Genomic DNA, 15658 nt, shown 5'->3' with positions numbered 1-15658 from the left:
CAGGCCATTAGTGGCATTGCTGGCAACCAATCACCTTTGCCCCCCGTCTCACTTAAGCCCTATCTGTCGTACGCAGGAGGCGATGTGCGCGTCCGCTCGGTTCTCTCAGTCGCCGCCCTGGTCTGCGGCCTGACCCTCCTCTGGCAACCGGCGCACGCCTCCGTTCCCCCGGCGGAGCGGGGCTCGGTCGTCACCGCGGGCACAGCGAGCACGGCGGGCACAGTGAACACGATAGGCATGGTGGAGTACGAGTGCACCACCAGCGGCGTGACCGGGAAGCAGACCACCTCGATCAACGTCGAGCTGACGATACCGACCGACGCCACCACCGGCCGGCAGTTCACGATCGGCTGGAGCGGCACCTACACCGGCACCGCGCTGACGGCGCCCGCCGCGGGACTGCCCACGGGCACCAAGCTGTACGCGTACGTCTCCATCAGCGGGCTTTCCGGGCTGACCTCCGCCACCGGGATTGGAACCCTCGACGCGACCGGCGCGGGTCAGACCATTCCGCTGCCGACGACCCCGGTCTCCCTCGCCACCACGTCGAACAGTCCGGGCACCGCGACGGTGAAGCCCGGCGCCGTCAACTTCGGGACCGCGCCCGGCCAGACCTCCATCGAGTGCGAGCCGAAGAACAGGGACACCCTCACGACCTACCCCCTCACCATCACGGCGGGCGGCCAGGAAGCCGACCCCGACCCGACGGACACCACCACGCAGCCCTCCGACGAGACCACGTCGGACGACGACGCCGAGACGGACGAGACCCCGCAGGACACGGACGGGGAGATCTCCGAGACACCGGCCGGAGGAGCGGAGACCGGAGGCGGCGGTGAGAGCGGCCCCGACGGACGGGCACTCGTGCTCACCGGCTCCCTGGTCACCTTCGGCGCCGTCTCCGGACTGCTGTGGCGCCGTCGCGGCACCAGGGAGACCGTGGGCCCGCGAGCCTGACACCCGGCGTCGGCGCACCCGGCATCCCGGCATCCGGATCGAGGCGTCAGAGCGCGTTCTGCGAGCCGAAGCGCAGGAACACCGCCGCGACCCAGAGCCATCCCGGGACGATGAACGCCCGCTGGACGAGTCCGGTCCTCGGCGAGTCACGCTCCCAGGCTTTGCCGAACGCGTAGGAGGCGGCCATCAGGGCGGCCGCGGCGACGGCGGAAACGACCTTCCACGCCACCTCCGGCAGGACGAACGCCGCCACCGCCGCCGTGACGGGCAGCGAGAAGAACACGACGGCTCCGGCGTAGTCGTGCAGTTTGTGGGAGACGGTGACGTCCGCCGGATCACCCTCCGGCGTACCCGGCGGATAGCCTCGCATCGGGTCCATCCTGAAGCCCGATGCCACAAGGCCCAGCCCGAAGATCGCCAACATCCCGCCCAGCAGCGGTTGCCGCCCCGCGGTGGCGATCGAGACGCCGCCGACGGTGATCGCGGCGCCGGAGACGACGAAGTTCGAGATCTGGATCCACCCGCGGGCACCGAGGGCGAGGGCGCTGACCGGGTGGCGTACCGGCGAGTAACCGGGACGGGTCAGTCCGTCGATCAGAAAGACCAACACAAAGAACAGGGCACCGCTCGCGCCGATGACGTATGCCACTTGACGTCCTCCGTTGTCTCGCACGCCATCGGTGAGGTCCTACCGCGAACCGGCCGACCACGGCTCGACGCCGGCGCTTCGGCGGTCTCGGCCTCTCGAAAACCAGGAAACCCCAGCTCGGCGTGCGAGCTGGGGTTTCCTTGGGTGCGCCGCCAGGGACTCGAACCCCGGACCCGCTGATTAAGAGTCAGCTGCTCTAACCAACTGAGCTAGCGGCGCTTGACGGTGACAAGCCTACCGGACCCGGCGCCGTGGTCCGTACATGATCGGATATATGCCCATCCGGAAGTCTGGAGATGAGCTGACATATGCCCATCGGGGGTGCCGACCGGAGAAACTTCACCCCGAGCCGGGCGGGGCGAAATCCCGCGACGACCTGGTGCCGAGGGCGGAGCGAACAGTGTTCCGTACCGGCTGACTTGGGCAAATGCCGTTTAGGACTTCTCTCTCGGGTACGAGATCCGGAGCCCGAGGTATCACATCAAGGGAGACATTCAGTCATGCAGCCTGAGATCTGGAACTATCGAGCCGACGTGCACACCCAGGACAAGACACTCGACGTCGCCGGGTACCACGTCGAAGCCACCGACGGGAAGATCGGCTCCGTCGACGAGGCGACCTACGAGGTCGGCGAGAGCTACCTCGTCGTCGACACGGGCCCCTGGATCTTCGGCAAGAAGGTCCTCCTGCCCGCGAGCACGGTGACGCAGATCGACCCGCAGGAGAAGAAGGTCTACGTCGCGCGCACCAAGCAGGAGATCAAGGACGCCCCCGAGTTCGACGAGGCGAACTTCAAGGAGCCCGCGTACCGCGATCGGGTCGGCGAGTACTACGGCCGCTTCCCCTTCGGCGGACCCGGCACCGTCTGAGCGTCCTCCGATCCCGGGACACCGGGCGAGACGACATGAGGAGGGGGCCCACCATCTGGTGGGCCCCCTCCTCATGTCGTCCTGAGAACGGCCACGTCTTGGAAGGCCAGGTCGTCTCGGGCACGGGTGCGGGTCGCAGGTGAGGCCGTCTCAGGGCCAGGTCGGGTCGCCCGAGGAGTCGACGGGACCGGGAATGACATCGAGGCGCTGAAGGAGGGTGAGAAAGGTGGAGGCGTAGGGGGAGTCCCGCACGACGGCGGCGACGCGGTTCCAGTCGACCTGCTCGCGCAGGGCACGCACCTGCGGCAGCAGCGAGCCGTAGTCACAACTGTGCTCGGAGAGCGGCAGCAGCCACGAGATGACCAGGTCGGTGGCCTCCAGGACGGGCAGGATCACCGCCGAGGCCTTCATCGGCTCCGCGCGCTTCAGCAACTCGGGCGTGACCGGGTGGTCGCAGATCGAGAAGATCAGATCCACCAGCCTGCCCTCGTCGAAGGCCTTGACCAGCCAGTCCTCCGGCGGCTGCCTGGAGGTCTCGAATCCCAGCTTGCCCAGCGCCTCGAGCGCGAGCGGCACGTCCTCCTGGGGAAGGACGAAATCGACGTCGTGGAGCGAGGGGGCGGCTCCGCGGGCGTAGGCCGCGCAACCTCCGGCGAGCGCGAACCTGACGTCCGCGTCCTTCAAACCGCTGCTCGCCCGCTTCAGCGTTTCCAGGATCGCGTCGGTGACCTCGTGACTGTGGCTTCCCATAACCCACGCGTACCCCGTAACCCCCCAGGTAGGCATGCCAAACCTTTCCTTGGGTAAACGATGCACATGATTCACCCCGAACCCTCGCAAAAAGAACAATCAGCGCCCGGAGAGACACACAAGGAGCGGGTCGACCGCGAACTCGGCGAGTTGTTACAGGGCCTGCGCGTCGCCGTCACCGGCGTGCAGGTGCTTTTCGCCTTTCTCTTCAGCCTGCCATTCGCGGCGGGCTTCGAAAAATTGGACGACCTGGGGCACATACTGTTCTTCATCGCCCTGTTGAGCGCGGGCGTCGCGTCCGTCTGCTTCATCACCCCGGCGGCCCAGCACCGCCTCCTGTTCAGGAGCAACCTGAAGGAGAAGATGCTGCACCGCGCCAACACCCTTGGCATCGCGGGGGCCGCCGGACTCGCGGTCGCGATGACGAGCACGGTCGCACTGGTCGCCGAGACGGTGCTCAACGCCTGGCCCGCGGCGTTGTTCGCCGGGGTCGTGGCGCTGCTGAGCGCCTGGCTGTGGTTCGTCCAGCCGCTGGTTGATCTGTACAGAACCAAGGATGAGGAAGATGTTAAGCAGTGAATTGTGAGGGCAGAGGCCGGTTATGGCTACTTTGCTTTGGATCATCGCAGTCGTCCTCGTCATCTCCGGGATCTACGTCATCCTGGCCCGTCGCGACCTGCTCTGGGGGATCGTCCTGATCGTCCTCGGCTTCCTCGTCGGCCCTGGGGGTGTGAGCATCTTCAATGTGTGACGCGAGCCTCGCGCTCGCGACAGCACAGATCGGTGCGAGCCGGCGGCTCGCACACCGTCCAGGTGCGGGCCACCCGACCCGCACGCCGATTCCGTACGGTCCGATGTCCGTACGCCGTCCGGTGCGCCCCTGAGGCCGGCACCATTTTCTCCAAGCGGGTTTCACACCCGCGAGAACACTTCGCAAGAATGTAAGCGCCCCGAACTCCCATAAGAAGCCTCGCGGGCCGGGTGTACCCGGCCCGCTTCTTCTTGCCCGGTTGTCCGGGATACCGATCGTCGCCGGTTGTCTGGAATACCGGTCGTCCCCGGCTGTCCGGGATACCGGCCCGCCTCTTCCCGGACCGGGATATGTCCACCTCTTCCCGGACAGGGACAGGCCCGCTTCTTCTTCGGTCGGAAAATCCGAGATACCCGCTGAGACATCAGCGGGTATTCGCGTCATTCGGCACCCGAGCGCGAGACCCCCGTCAGAGGAGATACACGCCGTACGCCCGGCCCAGCACCGGCAGCGCCACATTGCGCACCCTGATGCCTCCCGGTGTCACGCCCTTCTCGGTACCCGAGTGGGCGTGACCGTGGATGATCAGGTCGGCGCCCTCGGCGTCGACCGCCTCGGCCAGGAGGTAGCTGCCGAGGAACGGATAGATCTCCAGCGGCTCCCCGGCGAGGGTGTCCTTGACCGGCGAGTAGTGGGACAGCACGACCGTGCGGTCGGCCTGCAGCTCCTTCAGCGCGACCCGCCAGCGGTCGGCGATCCGCTTGGTGTGCCCGACGAACGCCTTGATCTCCGGCTCGCCGAAGTCGCTGGCGCACTTGCCCGCGTACCCCCCGCCGAAGCCCTTGCCGCCGACCACGCCGAGCCGCACGCCGTCGATGTCGAGCACCGTCGCGTCGTCGTGCAGCACCTCGATCCCGGTGTCGCGCAGCAGGGCGGCGATCTCGGCGGGCTGGTCGGAGTGGTGGTCGTGGTTGCCGAGCACCGCCACCACCGGGATCGGCAGGTCGCGGAACTCGTCCGCCACCACCCGCGCCTCGTCCATGGTGCCGTGCCGGGTCAGGTCCCCGGCGAGCAGCAGGACGTCGGCCTTCTCCCCGATGTCGTGAAGCCGCTCGCGGTAGCTTCCCCTGCGGCTCTCGTCCAGGTGTACGTCCCCGACCGCCGCGATCCGCACGTCTGTCACAGCCTCTCCTCCCCCATCGGCTCCCGTACGTCCACGACGTCGATCTCGTTGTGGACCTCCAGCTCGGGAGCCGCCTCACCCGCCACCTCCGCGATCAGCTCGCGCCGCTCGGAGCCGACGACCTGACCTCGCAGGTAGAGCTGATCACCTCGAATGTCCACCCGGATGCCGAGTTCCGTGGTCCTCTCGTCCTCGGCGAGCGCGCGCTGCACACGCGCCGCGACGTACTGGGGAGCCTCCATCGCCGAACTCCTTTCCGTCGAAAACTCATCGCCTTCCCGCGAATCCCAAGGTCAAACACGTTTAAACCCCCCGGTCAGGGCAGGGGAGAGCGTCATGCCCAGGACGCAGGCACGCCTGCCCCGTACACCCGGTGGAGACGTGTCCATGAAGATCGCGATGGTGTCAGAGCATGCGAGCCCTCTAGCCACCGTCGGCGGAGCCGACGCCGGGGGCCAGAACGTCCACGTAGCCGCCCTCTCCCTCGCGCTCGCCGCCCGGGGGCACGAGGTGACCGTCTACACCCGCAGGGAGTGCCCCTCCCAACCCGATGAGACCTCCCTGGCCCCCGGGGTCACCGTGGTCCACGTACCGGCCGGACCCGCGATGACCCTGGCCAAGGACGATCTGCTCCCCTGGATGCCGGACTTCGGCCGGTGGCTCGCCAGGCGGTGGAGCGCCGCACCCCCCGACATGGTCCACAGCCACTTCTGGATGAGCGGCCTCGCCGCCCTCGCCGCGGCGAGGGACGCCGCCGTCCCCATCGTGCACACGTTCCACGCCCTCGGCACGGTCAAGCGCCGCCATCAGGGACCGGCCGACTCCAGCCCGCGCGAGCGTCTCAGGGTCGAGGCGATGGTCGCCTCCCAGGTGGACGCGGTGATCGCGACCTGCGCCGACGAGGTGGCGGAACTGCGCCGGATGCACATCCCCCGGCGCCGGACGAGGATCGTGCCCTGCGGCGTCGACGTGCGGTCCTTCACCCCTTCCGGTCCGAAGAGGGACCTCGGGCCGGGGCCCGTCCTGCTCGCCATCGGCCGTCCCGTACGCCGCAAGGGCGTGGACACGACGATTCACGCCCTCGCCCGCATCCCCGGCGCCACCCTGGTCGTCGCCGGGGGCGATGTCGACGACCCGGAGGCGAGGCGGCTCTCCCGCCTGGCCACCAGGTGCGGCGTCGCCGACCGCGTGAGGTTCCTCGGCAAGGTGAGCAGGCAGGACGTCCCCACCCTGATGCGTTCGGCGGACGTCGTGGTCACCATGCCGTGGTACGAGCCGTTCGGCATCGTGCCGCTGGAGGCGATGGCCTGCGGTGTCCCGGTGGTCGCGTCCGCGGTGGGCGGGCACCTGGACACCGTCGTGCCCGAGGTCACCGGTCTGCTGGTCCCACCGCGCGAGCCGTACGCGCTGGGCGACGCGCTGCGCCGGCTGCTCGCCGCGCCGTCCGTGCTGGCGGCCTACGGCGCCGCGGCCGTCGCGCGGGCACGGTCCCGCTACGACTGGAACCGGATCGCCGCCCAGACGTCCGCCGTGTACGCGGAGGTGCTCTCCTCCCGCGTCCCGGCCTCCCCCGTCCCGACACCCCACCACCTCCCGGCCTCCCGTGGCGTCCCCGCCCCCGTACGGCGGGTGGAACGCGCACACGGCGCCCAACCGTGTCCCGGAGCCGCCTGACGGATCCTGCGGTCCGTCTTCGGACGTGACTTCGCGAACGGCTTCGAACACGCCCCGGGCAAGGCTCCGGACATGGCTCGGAGTGCGGCTCGGGACACAGGCGGGACACGGTTCGGGACACCGCTCCGGACACGCTTCGGACGTGCGGAGGCCCCCGGTCCCTCGGACGGGATCGGGGGCCTCCGCACGAGGTCGGCCGCCAGGGGTGAGGGCGGCCACCTCACAAAGTCACTTGCCGGTGGCTCTGTGGATGCTCCGGGCGGCGGAACGGTCGATCGCGGCCCTCACCACGCCGAAGATGGCGCCCTGGATGGCGGACGCCACGAGGATCTCGCCCCAGCCGTACTCGTCCGACGTCGCCTGGGGGGCGTCGTCCTTGCCCGACGCGAGCTTCCAGACCTGCTTGAAGATGACTCCGGCGATCGCGCCACCGAGCATTCCGCTCACGGCGCTCGCGCCGCGGGATACGACTCTGCTCACGTCCTCTGCCCTCCGTTCGCGTTCACTGAAGCGGCCTGCCTACCCATGCGAACCAGTCCATAACGGATCCGGAACGACGGGCGACACCCGCTGACGGTGCGGCTCCCCTATGAGAGAGATCCGCGGTTCACACCACCGGAGGGTCGTTGTAGTGACGCTCCTGGTAGGTGCGGCGGTGGGTGACGGGGTCCTCGATCACCGTGGTGGCCGTGGTGTCCGCCACCGCCCGGCGGGCGAGGCTGAGCCGGTACACGGCGAACAGGAGCCACGCGAGACCGCCGATCATCAGGATGACACCGACGATGTTGATGTCGAAGCCCGCGATGTCGAATTCGACCGCCCACGTGAGAATGGCGCCGAGCATTATGAGAACGATGCCGCCTGCGATGGTCATGGGATCTCCTCCTTCGAGCCAACTCACCTCCTCTATCCTCCGTGCGAATCTCAAACGTCACCTGGCGGCGGTAAATGCGGACGTCGGCCTCCCACGCGTCGTCACAGGCGTAGAAGGCCCCGGAAAAGACTCGGCCGCGCCCCCCGCGACGGTGGGGGCGCGGCCGAGGGCATCGCGCGGAAGGTGACGGCACTCCCCGGTGGGGATCCCGGACGGTCCACCCCGCGGGCGGGCGCGAACGGTGATCCCCCGAGGCCGGGCACCGGACGGCCTACTCCGCGGGCAGCACCGCGCCCTTGTACCTGTCCTCGATGAACTTCTTGACCTCGGGGCCGGTGAGGAGTTCGGCGAGCTTCTTCACCCGGGGGTCCTCCACCTTGGCCGGGACGGTGACCAGGCCGTTGGCGTACGGGTTGCCCTCGCCCTTCTCCAGGATCAGGGAGTCGGTCGCGGGCTGCAGCCCGGCCTCCAGGGCGTAGTTGCCGTTCACGATCGCGGCGTCCACGTCCTCCAGGGAACGGGGCAGCTGGGCCGCCTCAAGGGGCTTGAACTCCAGTGCCTTGGGATTGTCGGCGACGTCACGTTCGGTCGCCTTCACCCCCACGCCCTCCTTGAGGGTGATCACGCCGTTGTCGGCCAGGAGCTTGAGCGAGCGACCGAGGTTGCTCGCGTCGTTGGGCAGCGCCACCTGGGCGCCCTGAGCGAGCTCGGAGACGTTCTTGATCTTCTTGGAGTACAGGCCGAGCGGCTCGATGTGCACCGGGGCGACCCAGCTGAGCTTGATGCCCTTGCCCTTGGAGAACTCCTCCAGGTACGGGATGTGCTGGAAGTAGTTCGCGTCCAGGTTGCCCTCGTCGAGCTGGGTGTTGGGCTGGACGTAGTCGGTGAACTCGACGATCTCCAGATTCAGCCCGGCGTTGGCGGCGAGGTTGTCCTTGACGTACTTGAGCACCTCGCCGTGGGGCACGGGGTTGACCCCGACCTTGAGCGGCGCGTCGGCGTTCGGTGTGCCGCCGGCGGGCTGGGCCGTGTCGGTGGACGTCCCCCCGCACGCGGCCAGGGTCCCGGCCAGGATCAGTCCGGCCACAACCCCAAAGATCTTGCGCATGACTCTCCCTAAATTCCTACACATCAAGTAGGAAATATATCTCACAAAAGGGAGTGCAAGGACAAATCCCTACTGGTCCGCGCAGATCTTTACTCTCCGCGCAGGGCGAGCATCCGCGCGATCTGCGCCGTACGCGAGACGTCGACGAGCCTGGCCAGCTTCGTGACCTCGGGGTGCAGCCCGGTCGCGACCGCCACCTTCGCCATCTGGGCGGCGTCGTCCTGCTGGGCGATCAACATGTCGAGGAACCTCCGCTCGAACTCGGCCGGCGGGGCGGCGGTCAGCGCCGCCACCTCCTCCTCGCTCACCCCGGGCATCCCGCCGTGGGCGGCGTGCTCGTCGTCGTCGGCGGTCGCGGGCTGCCCCCAGGCGTCCAGCAGGCCGGACATCGAGACCGACTCCCGCTCCTGGGTCACGCCGATCGCCTCGGCGAGCTCCCTGACCTCCGGACGGACCTGCCGTTCGCGCACCAACCGCACCAGCCGTACCCCCTGGGCGTTGTGGGGCACCATCATCTGCAGGAACATCACGTCGGGAGGGTTGAAGGCGACTCCGGCGGCGGTCCCGACGGGCGGGGCGGGCGAGGGCGTGGGCACTCCCGCACCGGCGCCCCGCGCCGAGTGATCAGCCCCCTGGGCCGAGTCCTCTCCGGAACCCGGGCCTGAGCCGTGTTCCGGGTCGCCGTGCGTCCCCTGGGCGGATGTTGGCCGGGCGGGAGCGCCGACGGCGCCGTGTGCCCCGTGACCGGCGGGGCCTCCCCGGAGCTCCTGGATGCTGTCGGCGCCGCAACCGGAGAGCAGGAGGACCCCCAGGACCACCGCCGAGACCGCCGGAACCGCCAAGGCCGCCGGGATCGCCGGGACCACTGTGACCGCACGCTTCAAGACGAACTCCTCGGTTCTCGGGAGGATTCCCGGAAAGTTCTCGGGAGGATTCCCGGAAGGAACGACGGATCCGGGCGGGGCGGTGATCACCGCCCCGCCCGGATCTCACCGGATCAGAGTCGTCGCCACAGGGCGGGTACGTTCGGCGGCTCCCAACCGGCCAGCGCGGTGTGTGCCTGCAGGCACTGGTAGGTCGCGCCGCCGTAGGTCACCGTCGCGCCCACCGCATAGGCGGTGCCCGCCTTCCAGGTGCCGCCCGGCTGGCTCGTCGGGGTGGGCGTCGGAGTCGGGGTCGGCCGCGTGGGAGTCGGCGTCGGGGTCGGAGTCGATGTGGGGGTGGGGTTGCTGCCGCCGAAGTTCACGTCGGAACAGGTGTAGAAGGCCTCGGTACTGCCCACGACACGCTGCCAGATCGAGAAGATGAGCTGGCGGCCGCTCCGCTGCGGGAGGTTGATCGTCCAGTTGGTGAACTGGGTGGGGTTCTGGTTGTTGAAGGTCCTGATGTGCTCCAGATCCGACCAGCGCAGCGGCTGGGTGGGGCTCCAGCTCTGCTTGGTGATGTAGAACTCGAAGTTGCTGTTCGCGTGCGGCGCGGTCGCATGGTAGGTGACCGTGAGCGGCCCCGGGGAGACCGAGGTGGCGGGCCAGTCGGCCCTGGCGAGGTTGAGCCCGCGATACTTGTCACGCCCGGCGCCGCACAGCTCGCCGTCGGGGATGATCTGGCGGTGGTTGCCACCGGCTTCGAGCCGGGACACCTCGTGCCAGTCGTAGAAGGCCTGGGTGCCCCCGGCCGCGACGGCCGCCTTGCACGCCGCCGACTTGGGGGTCTCCGGGCCTTCCGTCTTGCAGACGTACGCCCGGCTGGGCGGGTTCGACATGGAGCCGTGGGCGACCGCCGCGGTGGACGGCAGCAGAGCGAGCACGGACCCTACGCTGATCGCGGCGGCGGCACCGGTGGCCACCTTGTGTCGCAGATGCACGTGGACTCCTCCTGGAGAGAGAAATGGGAGGCAGAACTGTCCAACGAGCCGACGGATAGCACGTTATTAACAAGAAACCTTACTAAGGATTTCGGTCACAACGCCAGGGATACGTGGATATCAGTCCGTGACCAGCACGACCTTGCCCTGTCCGTGCCTGCCGGCGACCTCGCGGTGGGCGTCCGCGGCCCGCTCCAGCGGATAGGTCCCGCGCACGGGGAAGACGAGGTCGCCCTTGGCGTACAGGGCGGCGAGCTCGGCGAGGCGAGACGCCTCCCGCACCCCCCTGGTCCGCTGCACCCCCAGCTCCGCGGCCCTGTCGTGCTCGACGAGCGTGACGATGCGCTCCGCCTTCACCAACTCCAGGGAGACGTCCAGCGCCTCGCCGCCCGCGCCGTCCACGACCAGGTCCACCCCACCGGGGGCGAGGGCGCGCACCCGCTCCAGCAGTCCCTCCCCGTACGTGACCGGGGTCGCGCCGAGAGCGCGCAGGTAGTCGTGGTTCTCCTCGCGGGCCGTGCCGATCACCGTGGCCGCTCCCCAGAGCCGGGCGAGCTGGACCGCCGCGGTACCGACCCCGCCCGCGGCGGCGTGGACCAGGACCGTGTCCCCCTCCCCCACCCCGAGCTGCCGCAGCGCGATGTGGGCGGTCTGGGTCCCCGCGGTGAAACCGCCCGCCACCTCCCAGGGCATGTTCGCGGGCTTGGGCGTGACGTTCTCCGCCGGTACGACCACGTACTCGGCGTAGCAGTTCAGCAGGTTGAAGCCCAGGACCTCGGCGCCTACGGAGATGCCGTCCACCCCTTCGCCCACCTGGTCGACCACCCCGGCGAACTCGTTGCCCGGCACCCGGGGCAGCTCACCGCTCATCCCCTGCGGGACCCACCCCTCCCGGATGGCGAGGTCGAACGGCTGCACGCCCGCCGCCTTGACCCGCACCCGCACCTGCCCCTCGCCCGCCTCGGGCGTCGGAAGCTCCGCCGCCCGCAACACCTCGGGACCGCCGAACTCGAAAAACGCGGCTGCCTTCATGGGACTCCCCTTCGCTCGCGTACGCCTTCGCTCGCGTACGTCGCCGCCCAGCCTGCAACCTCAAGCTTGATCGAGGTCAACTCACCCGCTCCGGGCACCGATGGGGCGTCATACCGGCCGACGCGGAGGCCGGCCCCCTTCGAAGGGGGCCGGTCTCCGGGACCGCCGAGGGGTCACTCCGTGGTGAGGGCCGACATGTTGTCGTAACTGATCTGGGCGAACTGCAGCGACTGGCCCGGGTTCGCCGTACCACCCGGAGCGGTGTCCTGCTCGTACATCGGGTAGTGGTGCTGGCTGGTCAGCCCCCGGAAGAACGTCGTGTAGTCGATGTCGCCCGTACCGAAGGGCACCATGTCGTAGCCGTTGGCGGTCGCGGTGTTGATCTTTCCGTCCTTGGCGTGGAACAGCGGATACCGGCGCTCCTGCGCCTGGACGAGAGCGAGAGGGTTGAAAACGTTGGTCTGGACGGAGCCGTCGGGGGCGGTGTAGGTCTTGAACTTGTACTGGGCGACGTGCGCCCAGTAGATGTCCATCTCCAGGTTCACGAACTTGGGATCGGTGACGCCCAGGAAGTACTCCAGCTTCCTGACCCCCGAGGAGCGCGTCGGACGGCCCTGCACGTCCAGCGGTCCGCTGTCGAGAAGGAAGTTGTAGGCGGCGTCGTGGTTGTGGGTGTACAGCTTGACGTAGCCGGAGTTCCGGGCGATCTCCCCGAGGATGTTCCACTTCTCGGCGGCGATGTCCCAGTCGGCCTTGTAGTTGCTGTTGGTGGGGTCGTTACCGGTGCCCATGTGGTCCATGCCGAGGATGTTGGCGATCTCCAGGCTGACCTTGAACCGGTCGAGATCCGTCTGGGTCAGCGGCCATGACCCCGGGATGAACCCGTGGTTGCCCTCGGCCCGCAGCCCGTTGGCGTCCAGCCACGAGCGCAGCAGCTTCGCCCCGGCGATGTTCTCCAGGTTCTGCCCGCCCTCGGCGTTGGCGTGCTGCGTGAGGCCGGCGAACTCGATGCGCTCGTAGCCGATGTCGCTGAGCGCCTTGAACACCTCCTTGAACCCCGACGGCAGGGTCGTCGTGTTGGGGTCGCGGGAGATGGCGTCACGGACCGTGTAGAGGATGATGCCGCGCTTGCTGTCGCGGATCAGGGGGGCGGCCGCGGCGGCCGAGGCCCTGCCCGGCAGTGCGGTGATGGCCGCCGCCGCGGCCATACCCGTGGTCGCGGCGAACAACTGTCGACGGGTCAGTCCCAGCTTGCGCCCGAGGGCGCCGCCTTCGACCTGGTCGTCATCGTGGGCATGGAAAGTATTCACACATATCCATTCGTGTGAAGGACGCGTGCGCTGACCGACGTCACAGCGAAAATGAGGTGTCTGGAGGGCTTCAGCGTGCCACCGATGCCGACATCCGGCACTGGGGGCCTCCGAACGCACCACTGCCGCTTATCGCGCACCGTGAGTAATTGTTAACGCCGAAATATCGCTTCGTCAATGAAAGTCCGGACTCTTCCCACATAAGTCTCCGAGGGAAGTTCACCCCTTTTCAGGCCAACCAAAAACACCCCTTTTGACCAGGCAAAAGTCCGGAGATCGACCTCCCGCGCACCCGGCACAAACCTTTTCAGCCCGCATCGGCGTGCGCAGGATCCTTCCCTCCCCGCGCGGCGCCGAAGCGCGTCCACGACGCGGTCGCCGCCGCCCCGTGTGGGCCGGCCGCCCCTGACGGGTTCGCACATCCCGTCCTCACCGGCCGGGACGGCTTCACTCGTGTTCACCGGGCGCCTTCGGCCGCCGGCTTGACTGTGCCGTAGCGGCATGGTTTGTGATGCGTCCATGAGTCGAAGCACCTGGGTTTATCTGGGGTCGTACAGTCTCTCCCTGCTGGGGAACGGGGTCGCGTCCGTCCTGTTCCCGTTGCTGATGCTCGCGAAGACCGGTGACATCCTCGCCGCCGGCGTCCTGGCGTCGGTGACCGCCGCGGTCGCCGCGGTCGTGGGAATGCTCACCGGGGTGGTCGTCGACCGGGTGAACCGGCGGACGGTGTCGATCGTCAGTGACGTGTTGTCCGCCGCGTCGGTCGCCGCGGTCCCGGTCGTGGACGCGTTGTGGGGGTTGAACCTGACGTGGTTCATCGTGCTGGGCGTGATCGGCGCGTTCGGGGACATGCCGGGGATGACGGCGCGGGAGACGCTGCTTCCCCGCCTCGTCCACCTCGACGGCGGTAAGCCGGGTGCGCTGGACCGGCTGGTAGGTGTCCGCGAGTCGCTGGCGGGCGCGCTGATGCTGATCGGGCCCGGCCTGGGCGGGCTGCTGGTGTGGCTGTTCGGTGTGAGTGCCGCCGCGTTGTTCATCACCGCCGGAATGAGCCTTGCCGCGGCGTTGCTGTCGTTCGCGATGTCGTCCCGAGCGGGAGAGATCCCGCTGACCGATGTCCGCGGCCCGGGGACGGGAGTTCGCGGGGTGTTCACCGACCTGGCGACCGGGTGGCGGTTCCTGCTCGGGCACCGACTGGTGCTGGGGGCGAGCCTGCTGTCGGCGGTGTTCGTCGCGGTGATCGTGGCGTTGCAGGCGACGATCATGCCCGCCTACTTCACGAGCGAGAACCTGCCGGAGTTCAGCGGGTTCGCGGCGACCGGGATCGCGGTCGGTGGTCTTCTCAGCGCGGGCGTGTACGCGGCGACCGTGGGGAAGGTGTCGCGCCGCGCCTGGTTCGTGATCGGGATGGTCGGCACAGGCATCGGATTCACCGTGATCGGCATGATGGCGGCGCCCTGGACGGTGCTGGCCGCGGCCGTGTTCATCGGCCTGACCAACGGCCCCATGTCCGCGGTGCTGGGGGTGGCGACCATCGAGGCGACTCCGGATGAGATGCGCGGACGTGTCCTCGGTGCGCAGAACGCTCTCATGCTCGCGGCACCTGCCCTCACCTCGGCTCCCATCGCCGCGTTCGCCTCCGGGTTCGGGCTCGCGACGGCGGGGATCGGGATCGCGGTCGTGATCGTGGTGACCGTCGTGGTCGCGCTGTGCGTCCCCGCGTTCCGGTCGTTGGACACAATAGGTGTAGCGGTGGAGGCGAAGGAGGGGTGATCGTGGCGTGGAGCACCAGGCAACTCGCGGACCTCGCCGGCGTCACGCTGCGCTCGATCCGTCACTGGCACGACATCGGGCTCCTGCCCGAACCCGAACGGCTCGCGAACGGCTACAAGCAGTACACCGCCCGGCACCTCGTACTCGCGCTGCGCATCAACCGCCTCGCCGGCCTCGGTTTCGTCCTCGACGACGTCGCCCGGATGCTCGATTCCGAAGAGCACGGTCAGAAATCCCTGCGCGGACTACGCATGGAACTCGAGACCAGAATCGCCGACCTCGAACGCATTCGATCCGAGGTCGACGAGCTGATCGGTCTCGGAGTGTCACCTGACCTGTCTCCCGAGGCACTCCTCGCGATGGAGGCACTCGGCGACGATCCCGCCTCACGCAACGTCGCCCTCTTTCTTACCCGCCTGATAACGAAGGAGGACACGCTCACCTTCGTCAGGGCCCTGAAAGACGCACCCGAGGACCTCCTCCACGTCAACACCGCGATCCAGGAGCTACCCGCCGACGCCTCGGAGCACGAGATCGCCCCACTCGTCGACCGTGCGGTCGCCGCGATCCGCGCATTCCTCGCCGCCCACGGCAACGCGCTCCCGAACTTTCCCGACAGCGCCGGGGACCGAACGAACACCGACGCACTGACAGCACTCATAACGGAGCACATGAATCCCGCCCAGCGGCACACCATGCGACTCATCGGCGAACACTTCGACCGCAGCCCCGAGTGGGACATCACGTTCGGCGTCGCGAAACGCGCCGAAGGGCCGCGGCCGATAACCGTCCCGGTCACCTGAATCCATGATCACATATTCGTAGTGGTACGACTTCGTAGTGGTACGACGGAGTCGTACCCGT

18 protein-coding genes and 1 tRNA gene are annotated in these 15658 nt (G+C 68.5%); 7 read left to right on the top strand and 12 right to left on the bottom strand.

What is annotated here, in order from left to right; translation table 11 throughout:
* Positions 1-84: 84 nt before the first annotated feature.
* On the top strand, positions 85-957 hold the full coding sequence (locus ACFY3V_RS08635; RefSeq protein ID WP_389771398.1) for a hypothetical protein: 873 nt from the start codon (positions 85-87) through the stop codon (positions 955-957).
* Between the two features lie 46 nt (positions 958-1003).
* Here ACFY3V_RS08635 and ACFY3V_RS08630 read toward each other — a convergent pair whose 3' ends face one another.
* Together ACFY3V_RS08630 and ACFY3V_RS08625 are read right to left on the bottom strand one after the other, a co-directional pair.
* The gene (locus ACFY3V_RS08630) at positions 1004-1606 is read right to left on the bottom strand and encodes a DUF998 domain-containing protein (protein WP_389771396.1); all 603 of its coding nucleotides are present in this window, start codon (positions 1604-1606) and stop codon (positions 1004-1006) included.
* A gap of 145 nt (positions 1607-1751) precedes the next feature.
* A tRNA-Lys gene (locus tag ACFY3V_RS08625) sits at positions 1752-1825 on the bottom strand.
* 281 nt (positions 1826-2106) lie between these two features.
* On the opposite strand from ACFY3V_RS08625, the gene ACFY3V_RS08620 reads away from it, so the two are divergent.
* Entirely contained in the window at positions 2107-2475 is a 369-nt protein-coding gene (locus ACFY3V_RS08620) for a PRC-barrel domain containing protein (protein ID WP_362905070.1), read from the top strand.
* A gap of 150 nt (positions 2476-2625) precedes the next feature.
* On the opposite strand, the gene ACFY3V_RS08615 is transcribed toward ACFY3V_RS08620, so the two are convergent.
* Positions 2626-3225: a hypothetical protein gene (locus ACFY3V_RS08615; protein WP_350944928.1), complete on the bottom strand. Its 600-nt coding sequence runs from the start codon at positions 3223-3225 to the stop codon at positions 2626-2628.
* A gap of 66 nt (positions 3226-3291) precedes the next feature.
* Here ACFY3V_RS08615 and ACFY3V_RS08610 point away from each other — a divergent pair, with 66 nt between their 5' ends.
* Together ACFY3V_RS08610 and ACFY3V_RS08605 are read left to right on the top strand one after the other, a co-directional pair.
* Positions 3292-3804 carry a DUF6328 family protein gene (locus tag ACFY3V_RS08610; RefSeq protein ID WP_362905066.1) on the top strand — a complete coding sequence of 171 codons (513 nt, stop codon included), beginning with the start codon at positions 3292-3294 and terminating at the stop codon, positions 3802-3804.
* A 22-nt stretch (positions 3805-3826) separates the two neighbouring features.
* Positions 3827-3976: a GPGG-motif small membrane protein gene (locus tag ACFY3V_RS08605; protein WP_184719841.1), complete on the top strand. Its 150-nt coding sequence runs from the start codon at positions 3827-3829 to the stop codon at positions 3974-3976.
* A 469-nt stretch (positions 3977-4445) separates the two neighbouring features.
* Here the strand turns inward: ACFY3V_RS08605 and ACFY3V_RS08600 are convergent, their stop codons facing one another.
* Entirely contained in the window at positions 4446-5159 is a 714-nt protein-coding gene (locus tag ACFY3V_RS08600) for a metallophosphoesterase (protein WP_362921225.1), read from the bottom strand.
* Positions 5156-5401: a BON domain-containing protein gene (locus tag ACFY3V_RS08595; protein ID WP_389771391.1), complete on the bottom strand. Its 246-nt coding sequence runs from the start codon at positions 5399-5401 to the stop codon at positions 5156-5158. Before ACFY3V_RS08595 ends, ACFY3V_RS08600 begins: the two co-directional genes overlap by 4 nt.
* 145 nt (positions 5402-5546) lie before the next feature.
* Here ACFY3V_RS08595 and ACFY3V_RS08590 point away from each other — a divergent pair, with 145 nt between their 5' ends.
* A complete protein-coding gene (locus ACFY3V_RS08590; RefSeq protein ID WP_389772185.1) occupies positions 5547-6833 on the top strand; it encodes a glycosyltransferase in 1287 nt (428 codons plus the stop codon).
* A gap of 228 nt (positions 6834-7061) precedes the next feature.
* Here ACFY3V_RS08590 and ACFY3V_RS08585 read toward each other — a convergent pair whose 3' ends face one another.
* The 7 genes from ACFY3V_RS08585 to ACFY3V_RS08555 all read right to left on the bottom strand — a co-directional run bounded on the left by ACFY3V_RS08585 (position 7062) and on the right by ACFY3V_RS08555 (position 13021).
* Complete coding sequence (locus tag ACFY3V_RS08585) at positions 7062-7313, bottom strand: DUF4235 domain-containing protein (protein ID WP_350944918.1); 252 nt, start codon at positions 7311-7313, stop codon at positions 7062-7064.
* A gap of 127 nt (positions 7314-7440) precedes the next feature.
* A complete protein-coding gene (locus tag ACFY3V_RS08580) occupies positions 7441-7707 on the bottom strand; it encodes a DUF6458 family protein (RefSeq protein ID WP_350944916.1) in 267 nt (88 codons plus the stop codon).
* A gap of 271 nt (positions 7708-7978) precedes the next feature.
* Positions 7979-8815, bottom strand: a complete 837-nt coding sequence (locus tag ACFY3V_RS08575; protein ID WP_362905057.1) for a MetQ/NlpA family ABC transporter substrate-binding protein — start codon at positions 8813-8815, stop codon at positions 7979-7981.
* An 89-nt stretch (positions 8816-8904) separates the two neighbouring features.
* Positions 8905-9699: a DUF305 domain-containing protein gene (locus tag ACFY3V_RS08570; protein WP_362905055.1), complete on the bottom strand. Its 795-nt coding sequence runs from the start codon at positions 9697-9699 to the stop codon at positions 8905-8907.
* Positions 9700-9812: 113 nt separating this feature from the next.
* Positions 9813-10679, bottom strand: a complete 867-nt coding sequence (locus ACFY3V_RS08565; protein WP_362905053.1) for a lytic polysaccharide monooxygenase — start codon at positions 10677-10679, stop codon at positions 9813-9815.
* 120 nt (positions 10680-10799) lie between these two features.
* Positions 10800-11711, bottom strand: a complete 912-nt coding sequence (locus ACFY3V_RS08560; protein ID WP_389771385.1) for an NADP-dependent oxidoreductase — start codon at positions 11709-11711, stop codon at positions 10800-10802.
* A 173-nt stretch (positions 11712-11884) separates the two neighbouring features.
* The gene (locus tag ACFY3V_RS08555; RefSeq protein ID WP_362905049.1) at positions 11885-13021 is read right to left on the bottom strand and encodes a TIM barrel protein; all 1137 of its coding nucleotides are present in this window, start codon (positions 13019-13021) and stop codon (positions 11885-11887) included.
* A 519-nt stretch (positions 13022-13540) separates the two neighbouring features.
* Here ACFY3V_RS08555 and ACFY3V_RS08550 point away from each other — a divergent pair.
* Together ACFY3V_RS08550 and ACFY3V_RS08545 are read left to right on the top strand one after the other, a co-directional pair.
* Complete coding sequence (locus tag ACFY3V_RS08550) at positions 13541-14794, top strand: MFS transporter (protein WP_389771381.1); 1254 nt, start codon at positions 13541-13543, stop codon at positions 14792-14794.
* Between the two features lie 2 nt (positions 14795-14796).
* Positions 14797-15597 carry a MerR family transcriptional regulator gene (locus ACFY3V_RS08545; protein WP_389771378.1) on the top strand — a complete coding sequence of 267 codons (801 nt, stop codon included), beginning with the start codon at positions 14797-14799 and terminating at the stop codon, positions 15595-15597.
* The last annotated feature ends 61 nt before the right edge of the window (positions 15598-15658 follow it).

Source organism: Streptosporangium sp. NPDC000095 (assembly GCF_042899335.1).
Lineage (GTDB): Bacteria > Actinomycetota > Actinomycetes > Streptosporangiales > Streptosporangiaceae > Streptosporangium.
The sequence above is the reverse complement of the archived record's forward strand: the minus strand, read 5'-3'. Positions and strand labels throughout refer to the sequence as shown.

Bases quoted from the DNA above. Each gene is read 5' to 3' on its own strand.
- ACFY3V_RS08620 (WP_362905070.1), top strand. From the start codon at position 2,107: ATGCAGCCTGAGATCTGGAACTATCGAGCCGACGTGCACACCCAGGAC.
- ACFY3V_RS08615 (WP_350944928.1), bottom strand. From the start codon at position 3,225: ATGGGAAGCCACAGTCACGAGGTCACCGACGCGATCCTGGAAACGCTG.
- ACFY3V_RS08610 (WP_362905066.1), top strand. From the start codon at position 3,292: ATGATTCACCCCGAACCCTCGCAAAAAGAACAATCAGCGCCCGGAGAG.
- ACFY3V_RS08605 (WP_184719841.1), top strand. From the start codon at position 3,827: ATGGCTACTTTGCTTTGGATCATCGCAGTCGTCCTCGTCATCTCCGGG.
- ACFY3V_RS08595 (WP_389771391.1), bottom strand. From the start codon at position 5,401: ATGGAGGCTCCCCAGTACGTCGCGGCGCGTGTGCAGCGCGCGCTCGCC.
- ACFY3V_RS08590 (WP_389772185.1), top strand. From the start codon at position 5,547: ATGAAGATCGCGATGGTGTCAGAGCATGCGAGCCCTCTAGCCACCGTC.
- ACFY3V_RS08580 (WP_350944916.1), bottom strand. From the start codon at position 7,707: ATGACCATCGCAGGCGGCATCGTTCTCATAATGCTCGGCGCCATTCTC.
- ACFY3V_RS08575 (WP_362905057.1), bottom strand. From the start codon at position 8,815: ATGCGCAAGATCTTTGGGGTTGTGGCCGGACTGATCCTGGCCGGGACC.
- ACFY3V_RS08560 (WP_389771385.1), bottom strand. From the start codon at position 11,711: ATGAAGGCAGCCGCGTTTTTCGAGTTCGGCGGTCCCGAGGTGTTGCGG.
- ACFY3V_RS08550 (WP_389771381.1), top strand. From the start codon at position 13,541: ATGAGTCGAAGCACCTGGGTTTATCTGGGGTCGTACAGTCTCTCCCTG.